We start from the raw sequence: 18,436 nt of genomic DNA, 5'->3' as shown, positions 1-18,436 counted from the left end.
AGGAGGCAGCCGTGGCTGCACAGACCCCGCCGCGTGGGGGCACCACCGAGGAGACCGCGCCGGCGAAGCGGGACCGGACCCACTTCCTCTACCTCGCCGTGATCGGGGCGGTGCTGCTCGGCATCATCGTGGGTTTCGCCGCCCCCGGCGTCGCCGTCCAGCTCAAGCCGCTGGGCACGGGGTTCGTGAACCTGATCAAGATGATGATCTCGCCGGTCATCTTCTGCACCATCGTGCTGGGCGTCGGCTCGGTCCGTAAGGCCGCCAAGGTCGGCGCGGTCGGCGGGCTGGCGCTCGGCTACTTCATGGTGATGTCGACCGTCGCGCTGGCCATCGGCCTGGTCGTCGGCAACATCCTGGAGCCCGGCTCCGGGCTGCATCTGACCGAGACCGTCCGGCACGCCGGCCAGGCCCAGACCTCGGGCGGCGGCGAGTCGCTGCCGGAGTTCCTGCTCGGCATGATTCCCACCACGCTGGTCTCCGCCTTCACCCAGGGTGAGGTGCTGCAGACGCTGCTGGTGGCGCTGCTGGTGGGCTTCGGGCTGCAGGCGCTGGGCACGGCGGGCGAGCCGGTGCTGCGCGGGGTCGGGCACCTGCAGAAGCTGGTCTTCCGGGTGCTGGCCATGATCATGTGGGTGGCGCCGGTGGGTGCCTTCGGCGCCATCGCCGCGGTGGTCGGCGAGACCGGCCTGGACGCGCTGAAGTCGCTGGCGGTCATCATGGTCGGCTTCTACACGACCTGTCTGCTGTTCGTGATCGTGGTGCTCGGCGCGCTGCTCCGGCTCTTCGCCGGCGTCAACATCTTCCTGCTGCTGAAGTACCTCGCCCGGGAGTTCCTGCTGATCCTGTCCACCTCCTCCTCGGAGTCGGCGCTGCCGCGGCTGATCGCGAAGATGGAGCACCTGGGCATCAGCAAGCCGGTGGTCGGCATCACCGTCCCCACCGGCTACAGCTTCAACCTCGACGGCACCGCCATCTACCTGACGATGTCCTCGCTGTTCGTGGCCGAGGCGATGGGCAAGCCGCTGCCGCTCGGCCAGCAGATCTCGCTGCTGGTGTTCATGGTCATCGCCTCGAAGGGGGCGGCGGGCGTCACCGGCGCGGGCCTGGCGACGCTCGCCGGCGGTCTGCAGTCGCACCGCCCCGAGTTGGTCGACGGCGTCGGCCTGATCGTCGGCATCGACCGCTTCATGAGCGAGGCGCGCGCCCTGACCAACTTCGCGGGCAACGCGGTGGCCACCGTGCTGATCGGCACCTGGACCAAGGAGATCGACCGCGCCCGGGCGGCGGAGGTGCTGGCCGGAAGGCTGCCGTTCGACGAGAAGTCGCTGGCCGACGAGGCCCCCGCCGGGCCGGGGTCCGCCGCCGGAGCCGACGTCGTCGGACCGCGCGACGGCGGGGCGGAAAAGGCGCCCGCCACGGTCTGATTCCGGGTGCCAGTACCGGGACGGCCCGGAAGGCGCTGCCACCGTGTCGATCGGTGGCAGCGCCTTCCGGTTTCCGTACGCGTGGCGTCCGTTCCGCCACTTCTGGCCGGTCCGCCGGAGTACGTGCTTACGCGGGGAAGTCCCCCGCCCGCACGCCGGCGACGAACGAGGACCACGCGGCCGGCTCGAACATCAGGGCCGGCCCTTCCGGGTCCTTGCTGTCTCGGACGGGAACGGTGCCGTGGGCGCATATGTGCGCCGGGGACCACTCCAGGCAGTCGCCACCGTCTTGGCTGCTGTAGCTGGACTTGACCCAGGGGTGAATCAGGGGGGTCACGATGCCTCCATTAGCTTGCGGATCAGGTGGGCGGACGCGTCACGAGAGAGGGCTGAAGCGGTGAGTACATCGTAGGACCGCGAGAGGAGCCGCACCGTGGAAGGATCATCGATGATCGTCCCTGACCTGATGCCCTCCGTGTAGATCACGGGCGGCCCGTCCACGGTGGTGAGAATGGACATGGAACCGTCCATGAGCCCGTGAGTCTCCGCAGATAGCGGCATCACCTGTAGCACGGTGGTTCGCTGGGAGCCGTGGGCGAGCAACGCGGAGAGCTGTTCCCGCATCACGTCTTGGCCCCCGACGTTCCGCCGGAGCACTGACTCACAGATGACCACGGAGAAGTCCGGCGGAGAAGTGCCCTTCAGCACTTCCTGTCGCGCCATTCGCGCCCGGACCAGTGTGGCCACTTCTTCATCACTCGCCCTGGGGTCGCCCTCGCGGAGAAGGGCCCGCGCGTAAGGCGCCGTCTGAAGGAGGCCGGGTACCACCGTGGGCGACCACGCGGAGATGCTGACCGCGCGTGGCTCCAGTTCGATCCGTCGGCGGGAGTGCACTGGGAACGATTGGGCGGTGATCTCCTCGTACAGCCGCTTGAACAGTCCGTCTGTCGAAAAGACCTGGTCCAGCCGGGCCGGGAGGTCCGCGGGGATAGGCCCCACGCATGTCTCCACACGGCTGATGGTGCTCTTCGACGTGCGGACCATCTTCGCCAGTTGCGTCTGGTTCAGGGGCCCTTGTGGGTGCAGCTCCCGAGCGCTCCGGCACTCCTCGGCGAACTGCCGGCGCGGGTCGTATGCGCCCTCTGCGCCCCCTGTTTCGACTCCGTTGGAGTCCATAACTCCCCCTGACCATTGACCTGGTCACTCCCGGTGGCGGCGACGTGGAAGCCGGTCAACGGCATGCGCACATGCCAGCCTGACCAACGCCCAGGTTGGGCGCTGAATCTCTCCCCACGGTACCGATGTCTCCCCCACTCTTGTCACCAACCAGCCGCACAGAGTGAGGGGTTCGGATGACTGAGCGAACAGCTTCAGCGTCCACCGGTGACCTGGCGGACCCGAAGGGGGAGCCCGTCCCGGTTCCGGGGTGCGACGTGTGCGAACCCTGCGGCCAGGAGCGGGAGGTGGCCCGGCAGGCGGGCCGTTCGCTGGAGGTCCGGAGCCTCAACGGGGTGATCGCGGGCCACCCGCACGGAAGGGAGGTACGGGCGTGATCAGGACGGAGGCACCACTCATGTTCTACACGTTGCCCGAACAGATCACGACGGGGAGCGTCGTCTTTGACCGGGACGTCGACATGGTGGCCGTGGTGCGAGACGTGAAGGGCCTGATGGTCGGCCTGGAACGGCCCACGGGCCTTACTTGGTACGTGGCGTACGGCCGTCTGCGACCCGGAACGGAGCGCGAAGGGCGACAACTCCAGGCCCTGGCGAAGCTCCGGCGGGCCCGCAAGCGGGGCATGCCGTGAGCTGGACCAAGTGAAACAGACCGGTGCCGTGGCCGAGGACGACCGAAACCAGGGCAGGCAACGAGCCGAAAAGACCGACCTGTTGGCCCGGCTGCGGGACCGCATCCACGGCAAGCCGGCGGGCAGCAAGTCAGAACGACGCGAAAGGGAAAGACGCATGGGCGGTGGGAACAGCGGAGAAGGTCCCACGGCGGATGACGACGAGGGGGCAGGCTTGCCCCACCCTCAGCCTGGCGAGCTTGACGGCCCGCCCGCGGACTGACACAGACTCCGCCCCCGGAACAGGGGCGGGTAAGGCCCCGGCCGCCTGTCCCTGGACTACGGCAGCCGGCCGGGTCAACCATCGGTGAGAGCACCCTGGAGGAAACGTGATCACGATCTTTGCGAACGACGGTGGCGACAAGCTCCCGGGGGAGCCGTACCCCGGCCCGCATCAGCCTCCGTCCCCTGATGGCGGCCCGGGGCAGCCGAACCCGCCCAAGGTTGCCTGAGCAGTGACCGCCGACGCGCACAAGGAGCGTCCCAGCCTTGACGGGCTGGGGCGCGTCCTCATGTCTTCAGGGGCCCTCTCTTCCGACTGGGTCCCCACGTACGAGGCCGTTCCCCGTTCCGCCGTGTTGCCGGACCTCATGTGGCCATTCGACATGGCGGCCGGCCGGAGCGTGGCCGTGTCCAAAGCGGACGACCCTGCCAAGTGGCAGGAGTGCGCGGATTCCGACGTACCGATCGTGACCCAGTGGGACGACGGGAAGCACGCTGGCGCTGAACCCGGCCACGTTCCCACCAGCTCCGTGTCCATGCCCTCCGTGGTGTTCCGGATGCTCCAGGACCTGGACCTTCAGCCGGGCCACAACGCCCTGGAAATCGGCACGGCCACTACCTGGAATGCGTTGCTCATGGCCCACCGTGCGGGGCCAGGGAGCGTGACCACGGTGGAGGTGGACCGGGCGGTGGCCACGACCGCCATGGCGACGGTGGAGCGGCTGGGAATCCCCCTCCACGTCGTCCACGGCGACGGGTTCCAGGGTTACCCGGAGGGAGCGCCGTATGACCGGGTCATTGCTACGTGCGGCCTCCGCTCCATCCCGTTCGCGTGGGTGGAGCAGTGCCGGCCCGGCGGGGTCATCGTGGCCCCGTGGGGGACGAACTACAGCCACGGTGACGCGGTGGCCCGCCTGGTCGTAGCGCCGGACGGAGAGAGCGCCTCCGGGAAGTTCACCGGGCCCGTGGAGTTCATGAAGCTCCGGTCCCAGCGGATTTCGCCCGTGGTCCACAAGGAGTACGTCACGGGCAGTGTGGCCGACGGCGACGAGTCGTCCACGACCGTCACGGAAAGGGAGTTCGTCGGGGAGCAATTCGGCCCCGAGCGGTTCGCCCTGGGGCTCCGCGTGTCGCAGTGCTGGCACTTCGCAGCGGAGAAGAGCGACGGCGCCCGGCCGGTCTGGTTCTACAGCCTGAGTGACCGGTCCTGGGCGTGCTGCATGTTCCGCGACGGGGACACGGCGCGCGTCTGGCAGTTCGGCCCCCGCCGGCTGTGGGACGACGTGGAGGCCGCGTTCCGATGGTGGGACGGCCATGGCCGGCCGGACCCATCGCGGTTCGGTCTGACCGTGACCGCCGACGGCGAAAGGGTGTGGCTGGACGACCCGGCCAACTCCTGGGTTCTTTGAGGCCTGCCCCGTCCGTGTGCTGCCCCCGTGGCGCATGGGCGGGGCCTTCGTCATGTCCGCGGTGTTCCCCTTGACCTGGCGGGGCAGCCGGCGGACGGACGCGGATACGACGAAGGGCCCACCCTCCACAAGCTGCGGCATCCGCCCCTTCTTCGCGGCAGCCGTCCCACCGCCGCGCCCCCCCCGCCAAACCCCCACCCACACCGCTTTGACCTGCGGTTTTATCGGTCCGGGTCGATTGTCAGTGCCCCCTGTCACCATACGGAGGACAGAGAAAACGCGGCCGGCGAAGACCGGTGGCGTGGGGGCGCGCACAAGGAGGAATGAGACATAACGCTTTGGGTGACGGATCTGATCGGCGGGGGCGCCGCGGCAGCGGGAGAAGGATCGGACAAGCACCGCCCATGAGTGCTCAGAGGGGGCGTAGCCAGACGGTGGCCAAGGGGGGCAGCACCGGTGTGACGGAGGCGGCGCGGCCGTTCCAGGGGACCGGTTCCGCCGTCAGGGGATCGGGGTTGGTGACGCCGCTGCCGCCGTAGCGCGGGTCGTCGGTGTTGAGGACCTCGCGCCAGGCGGGGACGTGGTCGGGGACGCCGAGCCGGTAGGTGTGGCGGACGACGGGGGAGAAGTTGGTGACCGAGACCAGGGGGGAGCCGTCGGCGGCGAAGCGCAGGAAGGAGAAGACGTTGTCCTCGCGCGCGTCGCCGTCGATCCAGGAGAAGCCGGCCGGGTCCGTGTCGCGTTCCCACAGCGCGGGCGCGGCGGCGTAATGGCGGTTCAGCGCGCGGACCAGATCGCGCACACCCCGGTGGTCCGCCTCCGCCTCGTAGGAGGGGTCGAGCAGCCACCAGTCCGGTCCGTGGCTCTCGGCCCACTCCGCACCCTGGGCGAACTCCTGCCCCATGAAGAGGAGTTGCTTGCCGGGGTGGGCCCACATGAAGCCGAGGTAGGCGCGGTGATTGGCGCGCTGCTGCCACCAGTCACCGGGCATCTTCGACACCAGCGCCCGCTTGCCGTGCACCACCTCGTCGTGGGAGATCGGCAGCACATAGTTCTCGGAGTAGGCGTAGATCATGGAGAAGGTCATCTCGCCGTGGTGGTACTTGCGGTGCACCGGCTCCTTGGCGACATAGCCCAGGGAGTCGTGCATCCAGCCCATGTTCCACTTCAGGCCGAAGCCCAGACCGCCGAAGCCGCCGGGCCCCGCATGATGCGTGGCGCGGGTGACGCCGTCCCAGGCCGTGGACTCCTCGGCGATGGTGACGACACCGGGGCAGCGGCGGTAGACCGTCGCGTTCATCTCCTGGAGGAAGGCGACCGCGTCGAGGTCCTCCCGGCCGCCGTGGACGTTCGGCGTCCAGCCGCCCTCCTCGCGCGAGTAGTCGAGGTAGAGCATCGAGGCGACCGCGTCGACCCGCAGGCCGTCGATGTGGAACTCCTCGCACCAGTACACGGCGTTGGCGACCAGGAAGTTACGGACCTCGGTGCGGCCGTAGTCGAACTCCAGGGTGCCCCAGTCCGGGTGCGCGGCCCGCGCCGGATCCTGGTGCTCGTAGAGCGGCCGGCCGTCGAACTCGGCCAGCGCCCAGTCGTCACGGGGGAAGTGCGCCGGCACCCAGTCCATCAGGACGCCGATGCCGGCCCGGTGCAGCGCGTCGACCAGCTGCCGGAAGTCGTCCGGGGTGCCCATCCGGGCGGTGGGCGCGTAGAACCCGGTGACCTGATAGCCCCAGGAGCCCCCGAAGGGGTGCTCACACACCGGCATGAGCTCGACGTGGGTGAAGCCCAGGTCCTTGACGTAGGCGGGGAGCTGCAACGCCAGCTGACGGTAGGTCAGTCCGGGCCGCCAGGAGGGGAGATGCACCTCGTAGACGGAGAACGGCGCCTGGTGCACGGGCCGCTCGCCGCGCCGGGCCATCCAGTCGTCGTCCGTCCAGCGGTGGTGCGCGGCGTCCACGACCGAGGCGGTGGCGGGCGGGCACTCGGTCCGCCGGGCCATCGGGTCGGCGCGGACGGTCCTGGTGCCGTCCGGCCGGGTGATCTCGAATTTGTACAGCTCACCCTCGCCGACGCCCGGCAGGAAGAGCTCCCAGACGCCCGAGGAGCCCAGCGACCGCATCGGGTGGCCGGTGCCGTCCCAGCAGTTGAAGTCGCCGACGACCCGGACGCCCCGGGCATTGGGCGCCCAGACGGTGAAGCGGGTGCCCAACGCCCCCTGGTGGTCCATGATCCGCGCGCCGAGGGCCTGCCACAGCTGCTCGTGCCGCCCCTCGCCGAACAGATGCAGATCCAGCTCGCCGAGCGCGGGCAGGAAGCGGTAGGGGTCGTGCACGGTCGCGGCATGGTCGCCGTAGTCGACCAGCAGCTCGTAGTCCGGGACGGTGGTCAGCGGCAGCACCCCCGCGAACAGTCCCTCGCCCTCGGTGTGCAGAGCGGCGCGCAGGCCCTTGGCCAGAACGGTGACGCTCTTCGCGCACGGCCGCAGGACCCGGATGAGCAGTCCGCCGCGTACGGGGTGGGCGCCCAGCAGCCCGTGCGGGTCGTGATGGGTGCCGCCCAGCAGCCGGTCGCGGTCCTCGTCGGACAGCGGGGCGGCGGCCCGGACCCCGTGCCCGCCGCCCGCCGGCCGCCCCGCGCGGAAGGTGGCCGGGGGGCCCTCGGCCCGTCCGGGCGCCGGGGCCGTGCGGGGGGCCAGGGGCGGCCGGGCGGCGGGGGTGCCGCCGGTGGATTCCTGAGTGGTCGTCAGACCTTCGGCGGACGGCGGGCGGGGCGTCGCCGGGCGGCCGGAGAGCCCCGCCGTACGGTCGTCGGTCGCGCCCCGGTCGGGCGCGGGGTCGGGGGAGTGCGGGGGGGACGGCGGGCGGGCGGTCACGGGAGGGCCTCCTCGGGGCGGGGCAGCGGTCGGATCTCGGCGGGGCGTACGGGCAGCGGTGCGGCGGTTCGTCGGCGGCCTCTCACCCCCGGCCGTCGGACCCGGCGGACCGGGACGCGCCGGGGAGCCCGTCCGCCCCCACGGCCGGCTCGCCGCACGCGGCCAGCCGCCGGATGGCGGCCATCGGGACGGACAGCCAGTCGGGCCGGTGCCGGGCCTCGTAGAGCACCTCGTAGACGGCCTTGTCGGTCTCGTAGGCGCGCATCAGTTCGGGTGCGGAGCGCGGATCGAGCCCGCCGGCCTCCGCGTAGCCCAGGCAGTAGGCGTCGCGGGTACGGCGCGCCCAGTCCAGCGACCAGGGGTCGCCGCCGGCCGGTCCGCTGCGCGCGGCGTAGTCGAAGGAGCGCAGCATCGCCGCGACATCGCGCACCGCCGGCTGCAGCCGGCGCCGCTCGGCCAGCGGGCGGGCCGGCTCCCCCTCGAAGTCGATCAGCGACCAGCGCCCCTCGTCGGCGGAGCGCAGTGTCTGGCCCAGATGCAGATCGCCGTGGATGCGCTGGGCGGCCCAGCCGCGGCCGTCGCGGCCCAGCGTGGCCAGCGCGTCGAAGGCGGTACGCAGCCGGGCGCGGTAGGGCTGCAGCACGGGCACGGCGCGCGCGGTGGCCGTCAGCCGCTCGTTCATCCGGGCGGCGATCTCTTCGAGCTGCGGGCGGCGCAGCTCGGTGACCGGCAGGGTCTGGGCGAGCGCGGTGTGCACTTCCGCCGTGGCATGGCCCAGTGCGCGCGCCGAGCCGCTGAAGTCGGCCCGCACCGCCAGCGCGTTGAGCGCGAGCTGCCAGCCGTCCGCCGAGCCGGGCAGGAACGGCTGGAGCACACCCAGTGTGGTCGCCTCGCCGCCCTCCTCCACGGCCGGCGCCTCGAACCACGCCGCGGGCGCCGGCACCCGCGCGCACTTGGCGTCCGCCAGCGCCCGGGGCAGCTCCAGATCCGGGTTGATGCCCGGCTCGATCCGCCGGAAGACCTTCAGGATGAAGGAATCGCCGTACACGATCGAGGAGTTGGACTGCTCGACGGCGATCGGCCGGCCGGTCAGCCCGGAGGGGATGACGGCATCCGGCTCGCGGCAGAAGCGCAGCGCGCCGAGCCGGCCCGGTACCCGCAGCCGCTCCAGCAGCAGCCCGCACAGCCGCTGGTCGAGCAGCGCGTCGTAGACCGTGCGGCCGGCGAGCGGGCCGCCGGCGGGGCGCCCGATCGCCGCGGGCGCCAGCTGCGGCGGCGGCGCCGGATGCACCCCCAGCAGGAGCTGATAGCAGTCGCCGCCGGCCGGGGTACGGCTCGGCGGGGCGCTCTGCTGGGCGCGGACGAGCAGATGCAGCAGGCCCGGAGCGCCGCCCTCGGCGGTGCACGGCAGCAGCTCGGTCGCCGAGAGCAGCGCGAAGCCGGTGACCATCCGTCCCTTGCCGGCGAACCAGCGCTGGCGTGGCACCCATGCGGCGAGCAGGGCGGCCAGCGAGGAGAGCAGATCGGGTGCGGCGGTGAGCGGGCGGCGGTCAGGGGTGTTTCGGGTGGCACGGGTCGAGGCGGTGTCCGACATGGCGTCGCGTCCTTTCCCCGGGCACACGACATATAGGGCCAAGTGTCCCGGAATGCGGCCTTGACTGTGCGGCGGCGCGGTGGGGGTACCCCCAGACGGAGTCCGGGAGGCCATCGTGCGAGAGCTTCCCTATGGCAGCGGATGGTGGGCCCGTGCTGCTCCGCTGCGCGGTGTCCCCCTCCCGAGCCGGGGGACCGACGAGGCTCACCCGGCCCGCGCGGTAATAGGGAGGCTGCCCGAGCGAAAGGTCAAAAAACGCCCGTACGCGCCAGGTGGCCGCGTACGGGCGTGGTTCTGGGCACCCGTGCCCGGTCGGGCACGGGCGTCACCCGGAGTTTCTGCGCAGCCGGAACCAGTAGAAGCCGTGGCCCGCGAGGGTCAGCAGATACGGCAGCTCCCCGACGGCCGGGAAGCGGACCCCGCCGATGAGCTCCACCGGATGGCGGCCGCTGAACGCCCGCAGATCCAGCTCCGTGGGCTGGGCGAAGCGCGAGAAGTTGTGCACGCACAGCACCAGGTCGTCGTCCGCGCCGCCGGTGCCCGGTGCCTCCCGCAGGAAGGCCAGCACCGCCGGATTGCTGGAGGACAGCTCGGTGTAGCTGCCGAGCCCGAACGCCGGGTTCTGCTTGCGGATCTCGATCATCCGGCGGGTCCAGTGCAGCAGCGAGGACGGCGAACTCATCGCGGCCTCGACGTTGGTGACCTGGTAGCCGTAGACCGGATCCATGATGGTCGGCAGGAAGAGCCGGCCGGGGTCGCAGGAGGAGAAGCCGGCGTTGCGGTCGGGCGTCCACTGCATCGGGGTGCGCACCGCGTCCCGGTCGCCGAGCCAGATGTTGTCGCCCATCCCGATCTCGTCGCCGTAATAGAGGATCGGCGAGCCGGGCAGCGACAGCAGCAGAGCGGTGAAGAGCTCGATCTGATTGCGGTCGTTGTCGAGCAGCGGGGCCAGCCGCCGGCGGATGCCGATATTGGCGCGCATCCGCGGGTCCTTGGCGTATTCCGCGTACATGTAGTCGCGTTCTTCGTCCGTGACCATTTCGAGGGTCAGCTCGTCGTGGTTGCGCAGGAAGACGCCCCACTGGCAGCCGGACGGAATCGCCGGGGTCTTGGCGAGGATCTCCGACACCGGATAGCGCGATTCGCGGCGTACCGCCATGAAGATCCGCGGCATGACCGGGAAATGGAACGCCATATGGCATTCGTCGCCGCCGACGCCGTAATCGCCGAAGTAGTCGACGACGTCCTCCGGCCACTGATTGGCCTCGGCCAGCAGCACCGTGTCCGGATAGTGCGCGTCGATTTCCGCGCGGACCCGCTTGAGGAAGGCGTGCGAGGCGGGCAGATTCTCGCAGTTGGTGCCCTCTTCGGCGTAGAGGTAGGGCACCGCGTCCAGCCGGAAGCCGTCGATCCCCAGGTCCAGCCAGAAGCGCAGGGCGGAGATCATCTCCTCCTGGACCGCCGGGTTCTCGTAGTTGAGGTCCGGCTGGTGGGAGAAGAAACGGTGCCAGTAGTACTGCTTGCGCACCGGGTCGAAGGTCCAGTTGGAGGCCTCGGTGTCGACGAAGATGATGCGGGCGTCGGCGTACTGCTTGTCGTCGTCGGCCCACATGTAATAGTCGCCGTACGGCCCCTCGGGGTCGGCGCGCGACTCCTGGAACCACGGGTGCTGATCGCTGGTGTGGTTCATCACCATGTCGATGATGACCCGCATGCCGCGGTGGTGGGCGGCGTCCACGAATTCGACGAAGTCCGCCAGATCTCCGAATTCGGGGAGCACCGCGGTGTAGTCGGCGACGTCGTAACCGCCGTCCCGCAGCGGTGAGGTGAAGAACGGCGGCAGCCAGAGACAGTCCACCCCCAGCCATTGCAGATAGTCGAGCTTGGCCGTGATGCCCTTGAGGTCGCCGATGCCGTCGCCATTGCTGTCCTGGAACGAGCGCACCAGGACTTCGTAGAAGACGGCCCGTTTGAACCAGTCGGGATCGCGGTCCTTCGCCGGGGTGTCCTCGAAGGTGTCGGGGACAGGCTCATTGACGATCAATTGGGTGACCCTCCGATCGGTGAGGACGGTCGCAGCGACAGCACATGCGCGGGCGCGGGAGAGCTGCCCGGCTCCAGGCGCACATAGTTGTCCCTGCCCCAGTGGTAGGTGTCGCCGGTGAGCTCGTCGCGCACCGGGAAGGACTCGTGCCGGCCGAGGCCGAGTTCCGGCATGTCCAACGACACCGTCGCCTCGTGGGTGTGGTGCGGGTCGAGGTTGACCACGGTGAGGACCGTGTCGGTCCGCTCGCCGCGCCCCTCGCGTTTGGAGTAGGCGAGGACGGCGTCGTTGTCGACCCGGTGGAAGTGCAGATTGCGCAGCTGCTGCAGGGCGGGGTGGCGGCGGCGAATGCGGTTGAGCGTGGTGATGAGGGGGGCGATGGTGTGCCCCTGACGTGCCGCCGCCTCCCAGTCGCGCGGTCTGAGCTGATACTTCTCCGAGTCGAGGTACTCCTCGCTGCCGGGCCGTGCCGGGGTCGACTCGCAGAGCTCGTAGCCGGCGTAGACGCCCCAGGTGGGGGACAGGGTCGCGGCCAGCACGGCGCGTACCTCGAAGGCGGGGCGGCCGCCCTCCTGGAGGTAGGCGTGCAGGATGTCCGGGGTGTTCACGAAGAAGTTGGGCCGCAGATAGGACGCCGACTCGCCGGACAGCTCGGTGAGGTACTCGGTCAGCTCCCGCTTGGTGTTGCGCCAGGTGAAGTAGGTGTACGACTGGTGGAAGCCGACCTGGGCGAGGGTGTGCAGCATGGCCGGGCGGGTGAAGGCCTCGGCGAGGAAGAGCACGTCCGGATCGGTGCGGTTGATGTCGCCGATCACCTTCTCCCAGAAGGCCACCGGCTTGGTGTGGGGGTTGTCCACGCGGAAGATCCGTACGCCCTTGGCCATCCAGAAGCGCAGCACCCGCTCGGTCTCGCGGACCAGCCCGCGGAAGTCGGCGTCGAAGGCCAGGGGGTAGATGTCCTGGTACTTCTTCGGCGGATTCTCGGCGTAGGCGATGGAGCCGTCGGCGCGGTGGTGGAACCACTGGGGGTGCAGAGTGACCCAGGGATGGTCGGGGGAGCACTGCAGCGCGAAGTCCAGGGCCACCTCCATCCGCAGTTCACGGGCGGTGCGCACGAAGTGCTCGAAGTCCTCGAAGGTGCCCAGGGTGGGGTGGAGGGCGTCATGGCCGCCGGCCGCCGAGCCGATGGCCCAGGGGGAGCCGACATCGTCCGGGCCGGCCGACAGCGCGTTGTTGGGGCCCTTGCGGAAGGCGGTGCCGATGGGGTGGACCGGCGGGAGATAGACCACGTCGAAGCCCATGGCGGCGACGGCCGGCAGCCGCTCGGCCGCGGTGCGCAGGGTGCCGCCGACGGCCGTGCCGTCCGGTGTGACGGTGGCGCCCTCGGAGCGCGGGAAGAGCTCGTACCACGAGCCGTACAGGGCCCGGCGGCGCTCGACGACCAGCGGCATCGGGCGTGAGACGGTGAGCAGTTCGCGCAGCGGATGGCGCGCCAGCACCTCGGTGACCTGCGGGGCGAGGGCGGCGGCGAGCCGGGTCGCGGCGGGCAGGCCCAGGTCGCGCAGCGCGTCCACGGCGGCGAGCACCGCCTCGCGCCCTTCGCTCTTGGGGACCTCCGCGGCCGCCCGCTCGTGGAGTTCGGCGCCCTCGGCGAGCACCAGCTCGGTGTCGATGCCCGCGGGGATCTTGATCGCGGCGTGCCGGCGCCACGTGCTCACGGGGTCGGACCAGGCCTCGACGGTGAACGACCAGCGGCCCTCGACGGCGGGGGTGACCTCGGCGCTCCAGCGGTCGGTGCCGGGCGCCCGCTCCCGCATCGGCGTCCAGGGGCCGCAGCGGCCGGCCGGATTGCGCAGCACCACATTCGCCCCGACCGCGTCGTGCCCTTCGCGGAAAACGGTGGCCGAGACCTCGAAGGTCTCACCCACCACGGCCTTCGCCGGGCGGCGGCCGCAATCGATCTGCGGGCGGATGTCCAGAACAGGAATGCGACCGATCATGGGCTCACCTGGTTTTGTGGTGCTTTGCTATGTTTTCTAGGGTTTGCCCTTTCTATCCGCTTTAAGGCAAGGGGAACGGGTCCGGGCATGGGCGCTCCTGTCCGCTTTCACTCGGTTGGCGGATGGCACGGCGGTGCGGGGTGATGCTCTCCGGCCGTCTGGGGCCGGTGGTTCCCCCGAGGGATCCGAGGTGCGGGGGTGCGGGCGGTGCCCCACGGCACTCCCGGTGAGCCTTCCCGCGAGGGGCCGGGGAGGTCCGCCGGCGGGTGGCCGGTACCGCAGTGCGGGGGCGCCGCAGTCCGGCGGGCGGGCCTTCGCCCCCGTACGGACGGGTGCGGCGCTGCGCTGACACGGTCGCGGTTCGCCTCCTCAACTCGGTGTGATCACAGCGGAGTTGCGGTGTGCGGAAGGTGCGGTGCCGCGCCGGGCCCGTCGGCGTCACTTCGCAGCCTCCCCCCAGGAGGTAGTCCGTACAAGGGCGCATGAGGGGGTGGAATCAGCCATATCGGCGGACGCGGCGGTAGCCTGCACCGGCTCCGCCCGGCCTGCGAAAACCCCTGCGGAGGGGGCGGGTTGGGCCGGCGGCGGGCACACCGGAGGGCGTCCGCGCAGCCGGGCGGTGGCGGCGCACCCGGGCGGGGGCGGCGCGGCGGGGCGCCGGGGTGAGACGCCGCGGCGGCCCCGGAAACGCGGAAGGGCGGCGCCCGGAAGACTCCGGACACCGCCCGCTCCGGGGTGTGTCACCCCGGCACGTTCAGCACGTTCCCGCTTGGTGCGTCACTTGACGGCGACGCCGTCCCACGCGGCCTCGACGCCCTTGACCTCGGGGCTGCCGGCCTTGTACAGGTCGGTGGCCGCCTTGACGGTCGCCGCACGGGCGGCCTTGTAGTCGGTGTTCGAGGTCATGTACTCGGTCAGGGCCTTGAACCAGATCTTCTCGGCCTTGTCCCGGCCGATGCCCTCGACCTTCTTGTTGTCCGCCGTCGGGCTGTCGTACTTGACGCCACCGATCTCCTTCGGGCCGCTGCCCTCGGACAGCAGGTAGAAGAAGTGGTTGGCGACACCCGAGGAGTAGTGCGGGTCGAGGCCCCCGGTCTTGGAGTCCCAGAAGTCCTTCGACTGACCGTCCTTGGACGGCTTGTCCATGTAGCGCAGCGGCTTGCCGTCACCGTTGATGTTGATCTTCTCGCCGATGAGGTAGTCGCCCGGGTCGGACTTGTTGTTGGCGTAGAACTCCACCGAGGTGCCGAAGATGTCCGAGGTGCCCTCGTTGAGGCCGCCGGACTCACCGCTGTATTCGAGCTTGGCGGTTGCCGCGGTGACACCGTGCGACATCTCGTGGGCCGCGACGTCGAGCGCGGTGAGCGGGGCCTTGTTGCCCTCGCCGTCGCCGTACGTCATGCAGAAGCAGCTGTCGTCCCAGAAGGCGTTGACGTAGTTGTTGCCGTAGTGGACGCGCGAGGTGGCGCCCTTGCCGTCGCCCTTGATGCCGCTGCGGCCGTGGACCTTCTTGTAGTAGTCCCAGGTCTCGGCCGCACCGTAGTGGGCGTCGACGGCCGCGGTCTGCGGGTCGTCGGCCTTGCCGGTGCCCCACTTGTCGTCGTCGTCGGTGAAGGCCTTGCCCTCACCGGACTCGCTGTTGCTGAGGTTGACGGTCTTGTGACCGCCGCGGTCGGCGTCGGTCAGCGTGAAGCCGCTGCCCGCCTTGGAGGTGCCCAGGTCGACGGTGCCGCTGAACTCGCTCTCGCCCTTGCCGGTGCGGATGTCGTCGTACTGGAAGAGCTTCTTGCCGTTGTCGGCGTCCGTGATGACGTGCATCCGGCTGGGCGTGCCGTCCTTCTGGACGCCCTTGACGACGGTGTCGTAGGCGAGGACGGGCGAGCCGCTGGCGGCCCAGACAACCTTCTGGGGCGTCTGCGCGGCGGCCTTCTTGGCGCTGAACGACTTCACGGCGGTGCCCTGGGCCGACTGCGCGGCGGCCGCCGGGGCGATCTTCGCCGTGGTGGAGGCCACCTTGATCGACTTGTCGGTCGACTTGGTGGTGCTCTTGATCGCGCCGCCCTTGGCGCTGTGCACGACCAGGTCGCCACCGAGCACCGGCATGCCGGCGTAGGTGCGGTCGTAGCGGGTGTGGACGGTGCCGTCGGCGTCCTTGATGACGTCCTTGACGACCAGCTTCTCCTGCGAGCCCAGGCCCAGTTCCTTGGCCATCTGGGCCTTCGCGGCGCCGGCGTCACGCAGCAGCTCGCTGCGCTGCGAGCCGCTGAGTGCGAGGGGTGAACCGTCCTTGGTGGGGGCCGGGGCGGTGGAGGCTCCCGCGGTGCCGGCGATGCCGGCGGCCAGGAGAGCTGCGGCGGCGATGGCGCCACCGGTCACACGGGTCTTGCGAGATATGCGGGGGGTCACGCGTGCTCCTTCAACTTTGCCAAGTGGTGGGGGTGCAAAGCGATGCGGGTGTGACGTGCGTCGGGAAGACTGCCATTCGAACGCGTGCATGTCATGAGGGAGTTCACAGGTTGGCTGAAAATCGTCCGCAGAGGGGTGTGCGCGGTCCGTATAACGGAGTGGGGCGCCGCCCCCGGTGAACCGGGGACGACGCCCAATCGCCGTGCTCAGCAGGCCTGTTGCGAGGTGGCTCGATCTGGCGGCCCGCTTATGTCACACGAAGGTGACTCTTCGGTGTCGACCGTGGTCAGAAAGTGAGCTTCCAGCTGTTGATGTAGCCCGAGTCCTCCGCGTAGATGTCCTGCACCTTCAGCTTCCAGGTGCCGCTCGCCTTCTCGGAGGAGGCGTTGACGGTGTACGTGGTCTTCACGTTCGCCGCCGAGTCGAACGCGCTGGCGTTCTTCAGCCGGTAGGCGGTGCCGTCCGGGGCGATCAGGTCGATGACCAGGTCACCGCGGTAGCTGTGGACGATGTCGACCCCGACCTTGAGCGTGCTCGGGGCGTTGCCGCTGCGGGTGACGTTGAGCGGCGAGGTGACCGCCGAGCCCGCGTCCGGGATCGCCACGTCGTCGGTGTTCTCGAAGACGCTGCCGCCGCCGGAGGTGCTGACCGTCCAGGTGAAGGCGGCCGTTCCGGTCTTCTTCGCGGCGTCGGTGACCGTGACCGTCACATTGCTGGTGCCGGCCGTGGTCGGTGTACCGGAGATCAGACCCGTGGTGGCGTTGATCGACAGCCCGGCGGGCAGTCCGGTCGCCGCGTACGACAGTGCGCCGGCGGTGCCGCTGGTCGCCTTGATCTGCAGGCTGGCGGGCTGGCCCACGGTGCTGGACTGGTTGCCCGGGCTGGTGACGGTGACCCCGCCGCCGTCCGGGACGCGCGCGCCGACGTTGACCGCCGCCCAGGTGTTGGCGACGGTGTTGTACGTCGCGCTGCCCTGGCCGAAGAGGTCAGCCGCGGCCTGGAGCGTGGCGGTGCGGGCGGCCGCGTAGTTGGTGTTGGCGCTCATGTACTGGCTGAGTGCCTTGAACCAGACCTTCTCCGCGTTGGCCCGGCCGATGCCCGGGACCGGCAGGTTGTCGAAGGTCGGGCTGTCGTAGTGGACGCCGTTGATGTCCTTCGCGCCGCTGCCCTCGGACAGCAGGTAGAAGAAGTGGTTGGCGACACCGGAGGAGTAGTGCACGTCCTTGTTGCCGACCGTGCTCGACCAGTAGTCCGCCGACGCCCCGTCCTTGGACGGCTTGTCCATGTAGCGCAGCGGGGTGCCGTCGCCATTGATGTTGATCTTCTCGCCGATGAAGTAGTCACCGGGGTCGGAGGGGTTGTTGGCATAGAACTCCACCGACGTGCCGAAGATGTCCGAGGTCGCCTCGTTCAGGCCGCCGGACTCGCCGCTGTAGTTGAGTCCCGCGGTGGCCGCGGTGACGCCGTGCGACATCTCGTGGCCGGCCACGTCGAGGGCGGTCAGCGGGTCGGCGTTGTTCTGACCGTCGCCGTAGGTCATGCAGAAGCAGCCGTCGTCCCAGAAGGCGTTGACGTAGCTGTCGCCGTAGTGGACGCGGGAGTAGGCGCCGACGCCGTCGCCCTTGATGCCGCTGCGGCCGTGCACGTTCTTGTAGTAGTCCCAGGTCTCCTGGGCACCGTAGGCCGCGTCGACACCGGCCGTCTGGGCGTTCGCTGTGGTGCCGTCGCCCCAGGTGTCGTCGGCGTCCGTGAACAGCGAACCGGTCCCGGACGAACCGTGCTTGAGGTCGTACGTCTTGTGGTTGCCGCGGGTCGGGTCGGTCATCGAGAAGTTCGGGGCCGAGCCCGAGGTCCCGAAGGTGACCTTGCCGCTGTACTGGCTGTTGCCGATGCCCTTTTCGATGCCCTGGTACTCGTAGAGCTTGGCGCCGGTGGTGGCATCGGTGATGACGTGCAGCTGGTTGGGCGTGCCGTCGTCCTGCAGTCCGCCGACCACCGTCTCGTAGGCGAGGCGCGGCTTGCCGTCGGCGACCCAGATCACCTTGCGCGGCGCCTGGGCGGCCTCGGTCTTCTTCGACCCGAGCGCCTGGGCCGACTTCACGGCCTTCGCCTCGGCGGTGGCCGGGTGCACCTTCGCGGTGGTGCTCGCGACCTTGAGCTGGGAGCGGACGGCCCTGGTGACGCCCTTGAGCGCGCCGCCCTTGGCCTGGTGCACCACGAGGTCACCGCCGAGGACGGGCAGTCCGTCGTAGGTGCGCTCGTAGCGGGTGTGAACGGTGCCGTCGGCGTCCTTCGAGACGTCCTTGACGACCAGCTTCTCCTGCGTGCCGAGCTTCAACTGCCGGGCGGTCCGTGCCGTGGTGGCGCCCGCTGCCCTCATCAGCTCCGCACGCTGGGACGGGGACAGCTTGGCCGGCAGAGCGCCGGGCCGGGGTGTGGCATGCGTGGTGCCCGACCGCGGGGTGGCCGCGGTGCCGGTGCCGGCCTGCACACCGACGGCCAGCATCGCCGTGACGGCGACGAGTGCGCCGGTCGCAACGGCGCGTCCATGGGGGGTGCGTCTCACACTGACTCCTTCTGCGGTGGCCGCGACGTGACGGGGCGGCCGAGGGGGAC

At 70.2% G+C, this 18,436-nt stretch carries 12 protein-coding genes; 4 read left to right on the top strand and 8 right to left on the bottom strand.

What is annotated here, in order from left to right:
• The first annotated feature begins 11 nt into the window (after positions 1 to 11).
• Positions 12 to 1,427: a cation:dicarboxylate symporter family transporter gene (locus OIU81_RS10905; protein ID WP_329146292.1), complete on the top strand. Its 1,416-nt coding sequence runs from the start codon at positions 12 to 14 to the stop codon at positions 1,425 to 1,427.
• A 127-nt stretch (positions 1,428 to 1,554) separates the two neighbouring features.
• Here OIU81_RS10905 and OIU81_RS10900 read toward each other — a convergent pair whose 3' ends face one another.
• Together OIU81_RS10900 and OIU81_RS10895 are read right to left on the bottom strand one after the other, a co-directional pair.
• Positions 1,555 to 1,764 carry a DUF397 domain-containing protein gene (locus OIU81_RS10900; protein ID WP_329146290.1) on the bottom strand — a complete coding sequence of 70 codons (210 nt, stop codon included), beginning with the start codon at positions 1,762 to 1,764 and terminating at the stop codon, positions 1,555 to 1,557.
• Positions 1,761 to 2,603, bottom strand: a complete 843-nt coding sequence (locus OIU81_RS10895; RefSeq protein WP_329146288.1) for a DUF5753 domain-containing protein — start codon at positions 2,601 to 2,603, stop codon at positions 1,761 to 1,763. Before OIU81_RS10895 ends, OIU81_RS10900 begins: the two co-directional genes overlap by 4 nt.
• Before the next feature lie 176 nt (positions 2,604 to 2,779).
• On the opposite strand from OIU81_RS10895, the gene OIU81_RS10890 reads away from it, so the two are divergent.
• The 3 genes from OIU81_RS10890 (at position 2,780) to OIU81_RS10880 (ending at position 4,904) form a co-directional block, all read left to right on the top strand.
• Positions 2,780 to 2,980, top strand: coding sequence for a hypothetical protein (locus OIU81_RS10890; protein WP_329146285.1), 201 nt, complete (start codon positions 2,780 to 2,782; stop codon positions 2,978 to 2,980).
• Between the two features lie 20 nt (positions 2,981 to 3,000).
• A complete protein-coding gene (locus OIU81_RS10885) occupies positions 3,001 to 3,234 on the top strand; it encodes a hypothetical protein (RefSeq protein WP_329146283.1) in 234 nt (77 codons plus the stop codon).
• A 494-nt stretch (positions 3,235 to 3,728) separates the two neighbouring features.
• Positions 3,729 to 4,904 carry a protein-L-isoaspartate(D-aspartate) O-methyltransferase gene (locus tag OIU81_RS10880; RefSeq protein ID WP_329146281.1) on the top strand — a complete coding sequence of 392 codons (1,176 nt, stop codon included), beginning with the start codon at positions 3,729 to 3,731 and terminating at the stop codon, positions 4,902 to 4,904.
• A gap of 412 nt (positions 4,905 to 5,316) precedes the next feature.
• Here the strand turns inward: OIU81_RS10880 and glgB are convergent, their stop codons facing one another.
• From glgB to OIU81_RS10850, 6 genes are all read right to left on the bottom strand, one after another.
• Positions 5,317 to 7,776 carry a 1,4-alpha-glucan branching enzyme gene (gene glgB / locus OIU81_RS10875; RefSeq protein ID WP_329146280.1) on the bottom strand — a complete coding sequence of 820 codons (2,460 nt, stop codon included), beginning with the start codon at positions 7,774 to 7,776 and terminating at the stop codon, positions 5,317 to 5,319.
• Positions 7,777 to 7,858: 82 nt separating this feature from the next.
• Positions 7,859 to 9,370 (bottom strand): maltokinase N-terminal cap-like domain-containing protein, encoded by a 1,512-nt coding sequence (locus OIU81_RS10870; RefSeq protein WP_329146278.1) that lies wholly within the window; start codon positions 9,368 to 9,370, stop codon positions 7,859 to 7,861.
• 325 nt (positions 9,371 to 9,695) lie between these two features.
• Positions 9,696 to 11,414, bottom strand: coding sequence for a maltose alpha-D-glucosyltransferase (gene treS / locus OIU81_RS10865; RefSeq protein ID WP_329146276.1), 1,719 nt, complete (start codon positions 11,412 to 11,414; stop codon positions 9,696 to 9,698).
• The gene (locus OIU81_RS10860; RefSeq protein WP_329146274.1) at positions 11,411 to 13,414 is read right to left on the bottom strand and encodes an alpha-1,4-glucan--maltose-1-phosphate maltosyltransferase; all 2,004 of its coding nucleotides are present in this window, start codon (positions 13,412 to 13,414) and stop codon (positions 11,411 to 11,413) included. Before OIU81_RS10860 ends, treS begins: the two co-directional genes overlap by 4 nt.
• Before the next feature lie 777 nt (positions 13,415 to 14,191).
• On the bottom strand, positions 14,192 to 15,820 hold the full coding sequence (locus OIU81_RS10855; RefSeq protein ID WP_329146272.1) for a M4 family metallopeptidase: 1,629 nt from the start codon (positions 15,818 to 15,820) through the stop codon (positions 14,192 to 14,194).
• Positions 15,821 to 16,106: 286 nt separating this feature from the next.
• Positions 16,107 to 18,386: a M4 family metallopeptidase gene (locus tag OIU81_RS10850; protein ID WP_329146270.1), complete on the bottom strand. Its 2,280-nt coding sequence runs from the start codon at positions 18,384 to 18,386 to the stop codon at positions 16,107 to 16,109.
• Positions 18,387 to 18,436: the final 50 nt, after the last annotated feature.

The organism is Streptomyces sp. NBC_01454, from assembly GCF_036227565.1.
Lineage (GTDB): Bacteria > Actinomycetota > Actinomycetes > Streptomycetales > Streptomycetaceae > Streptomyces.
Note: the sequence above shows the minus strand (reverse complement) of the source record. Positions and strands in the feature narration are given on the sequence as shown.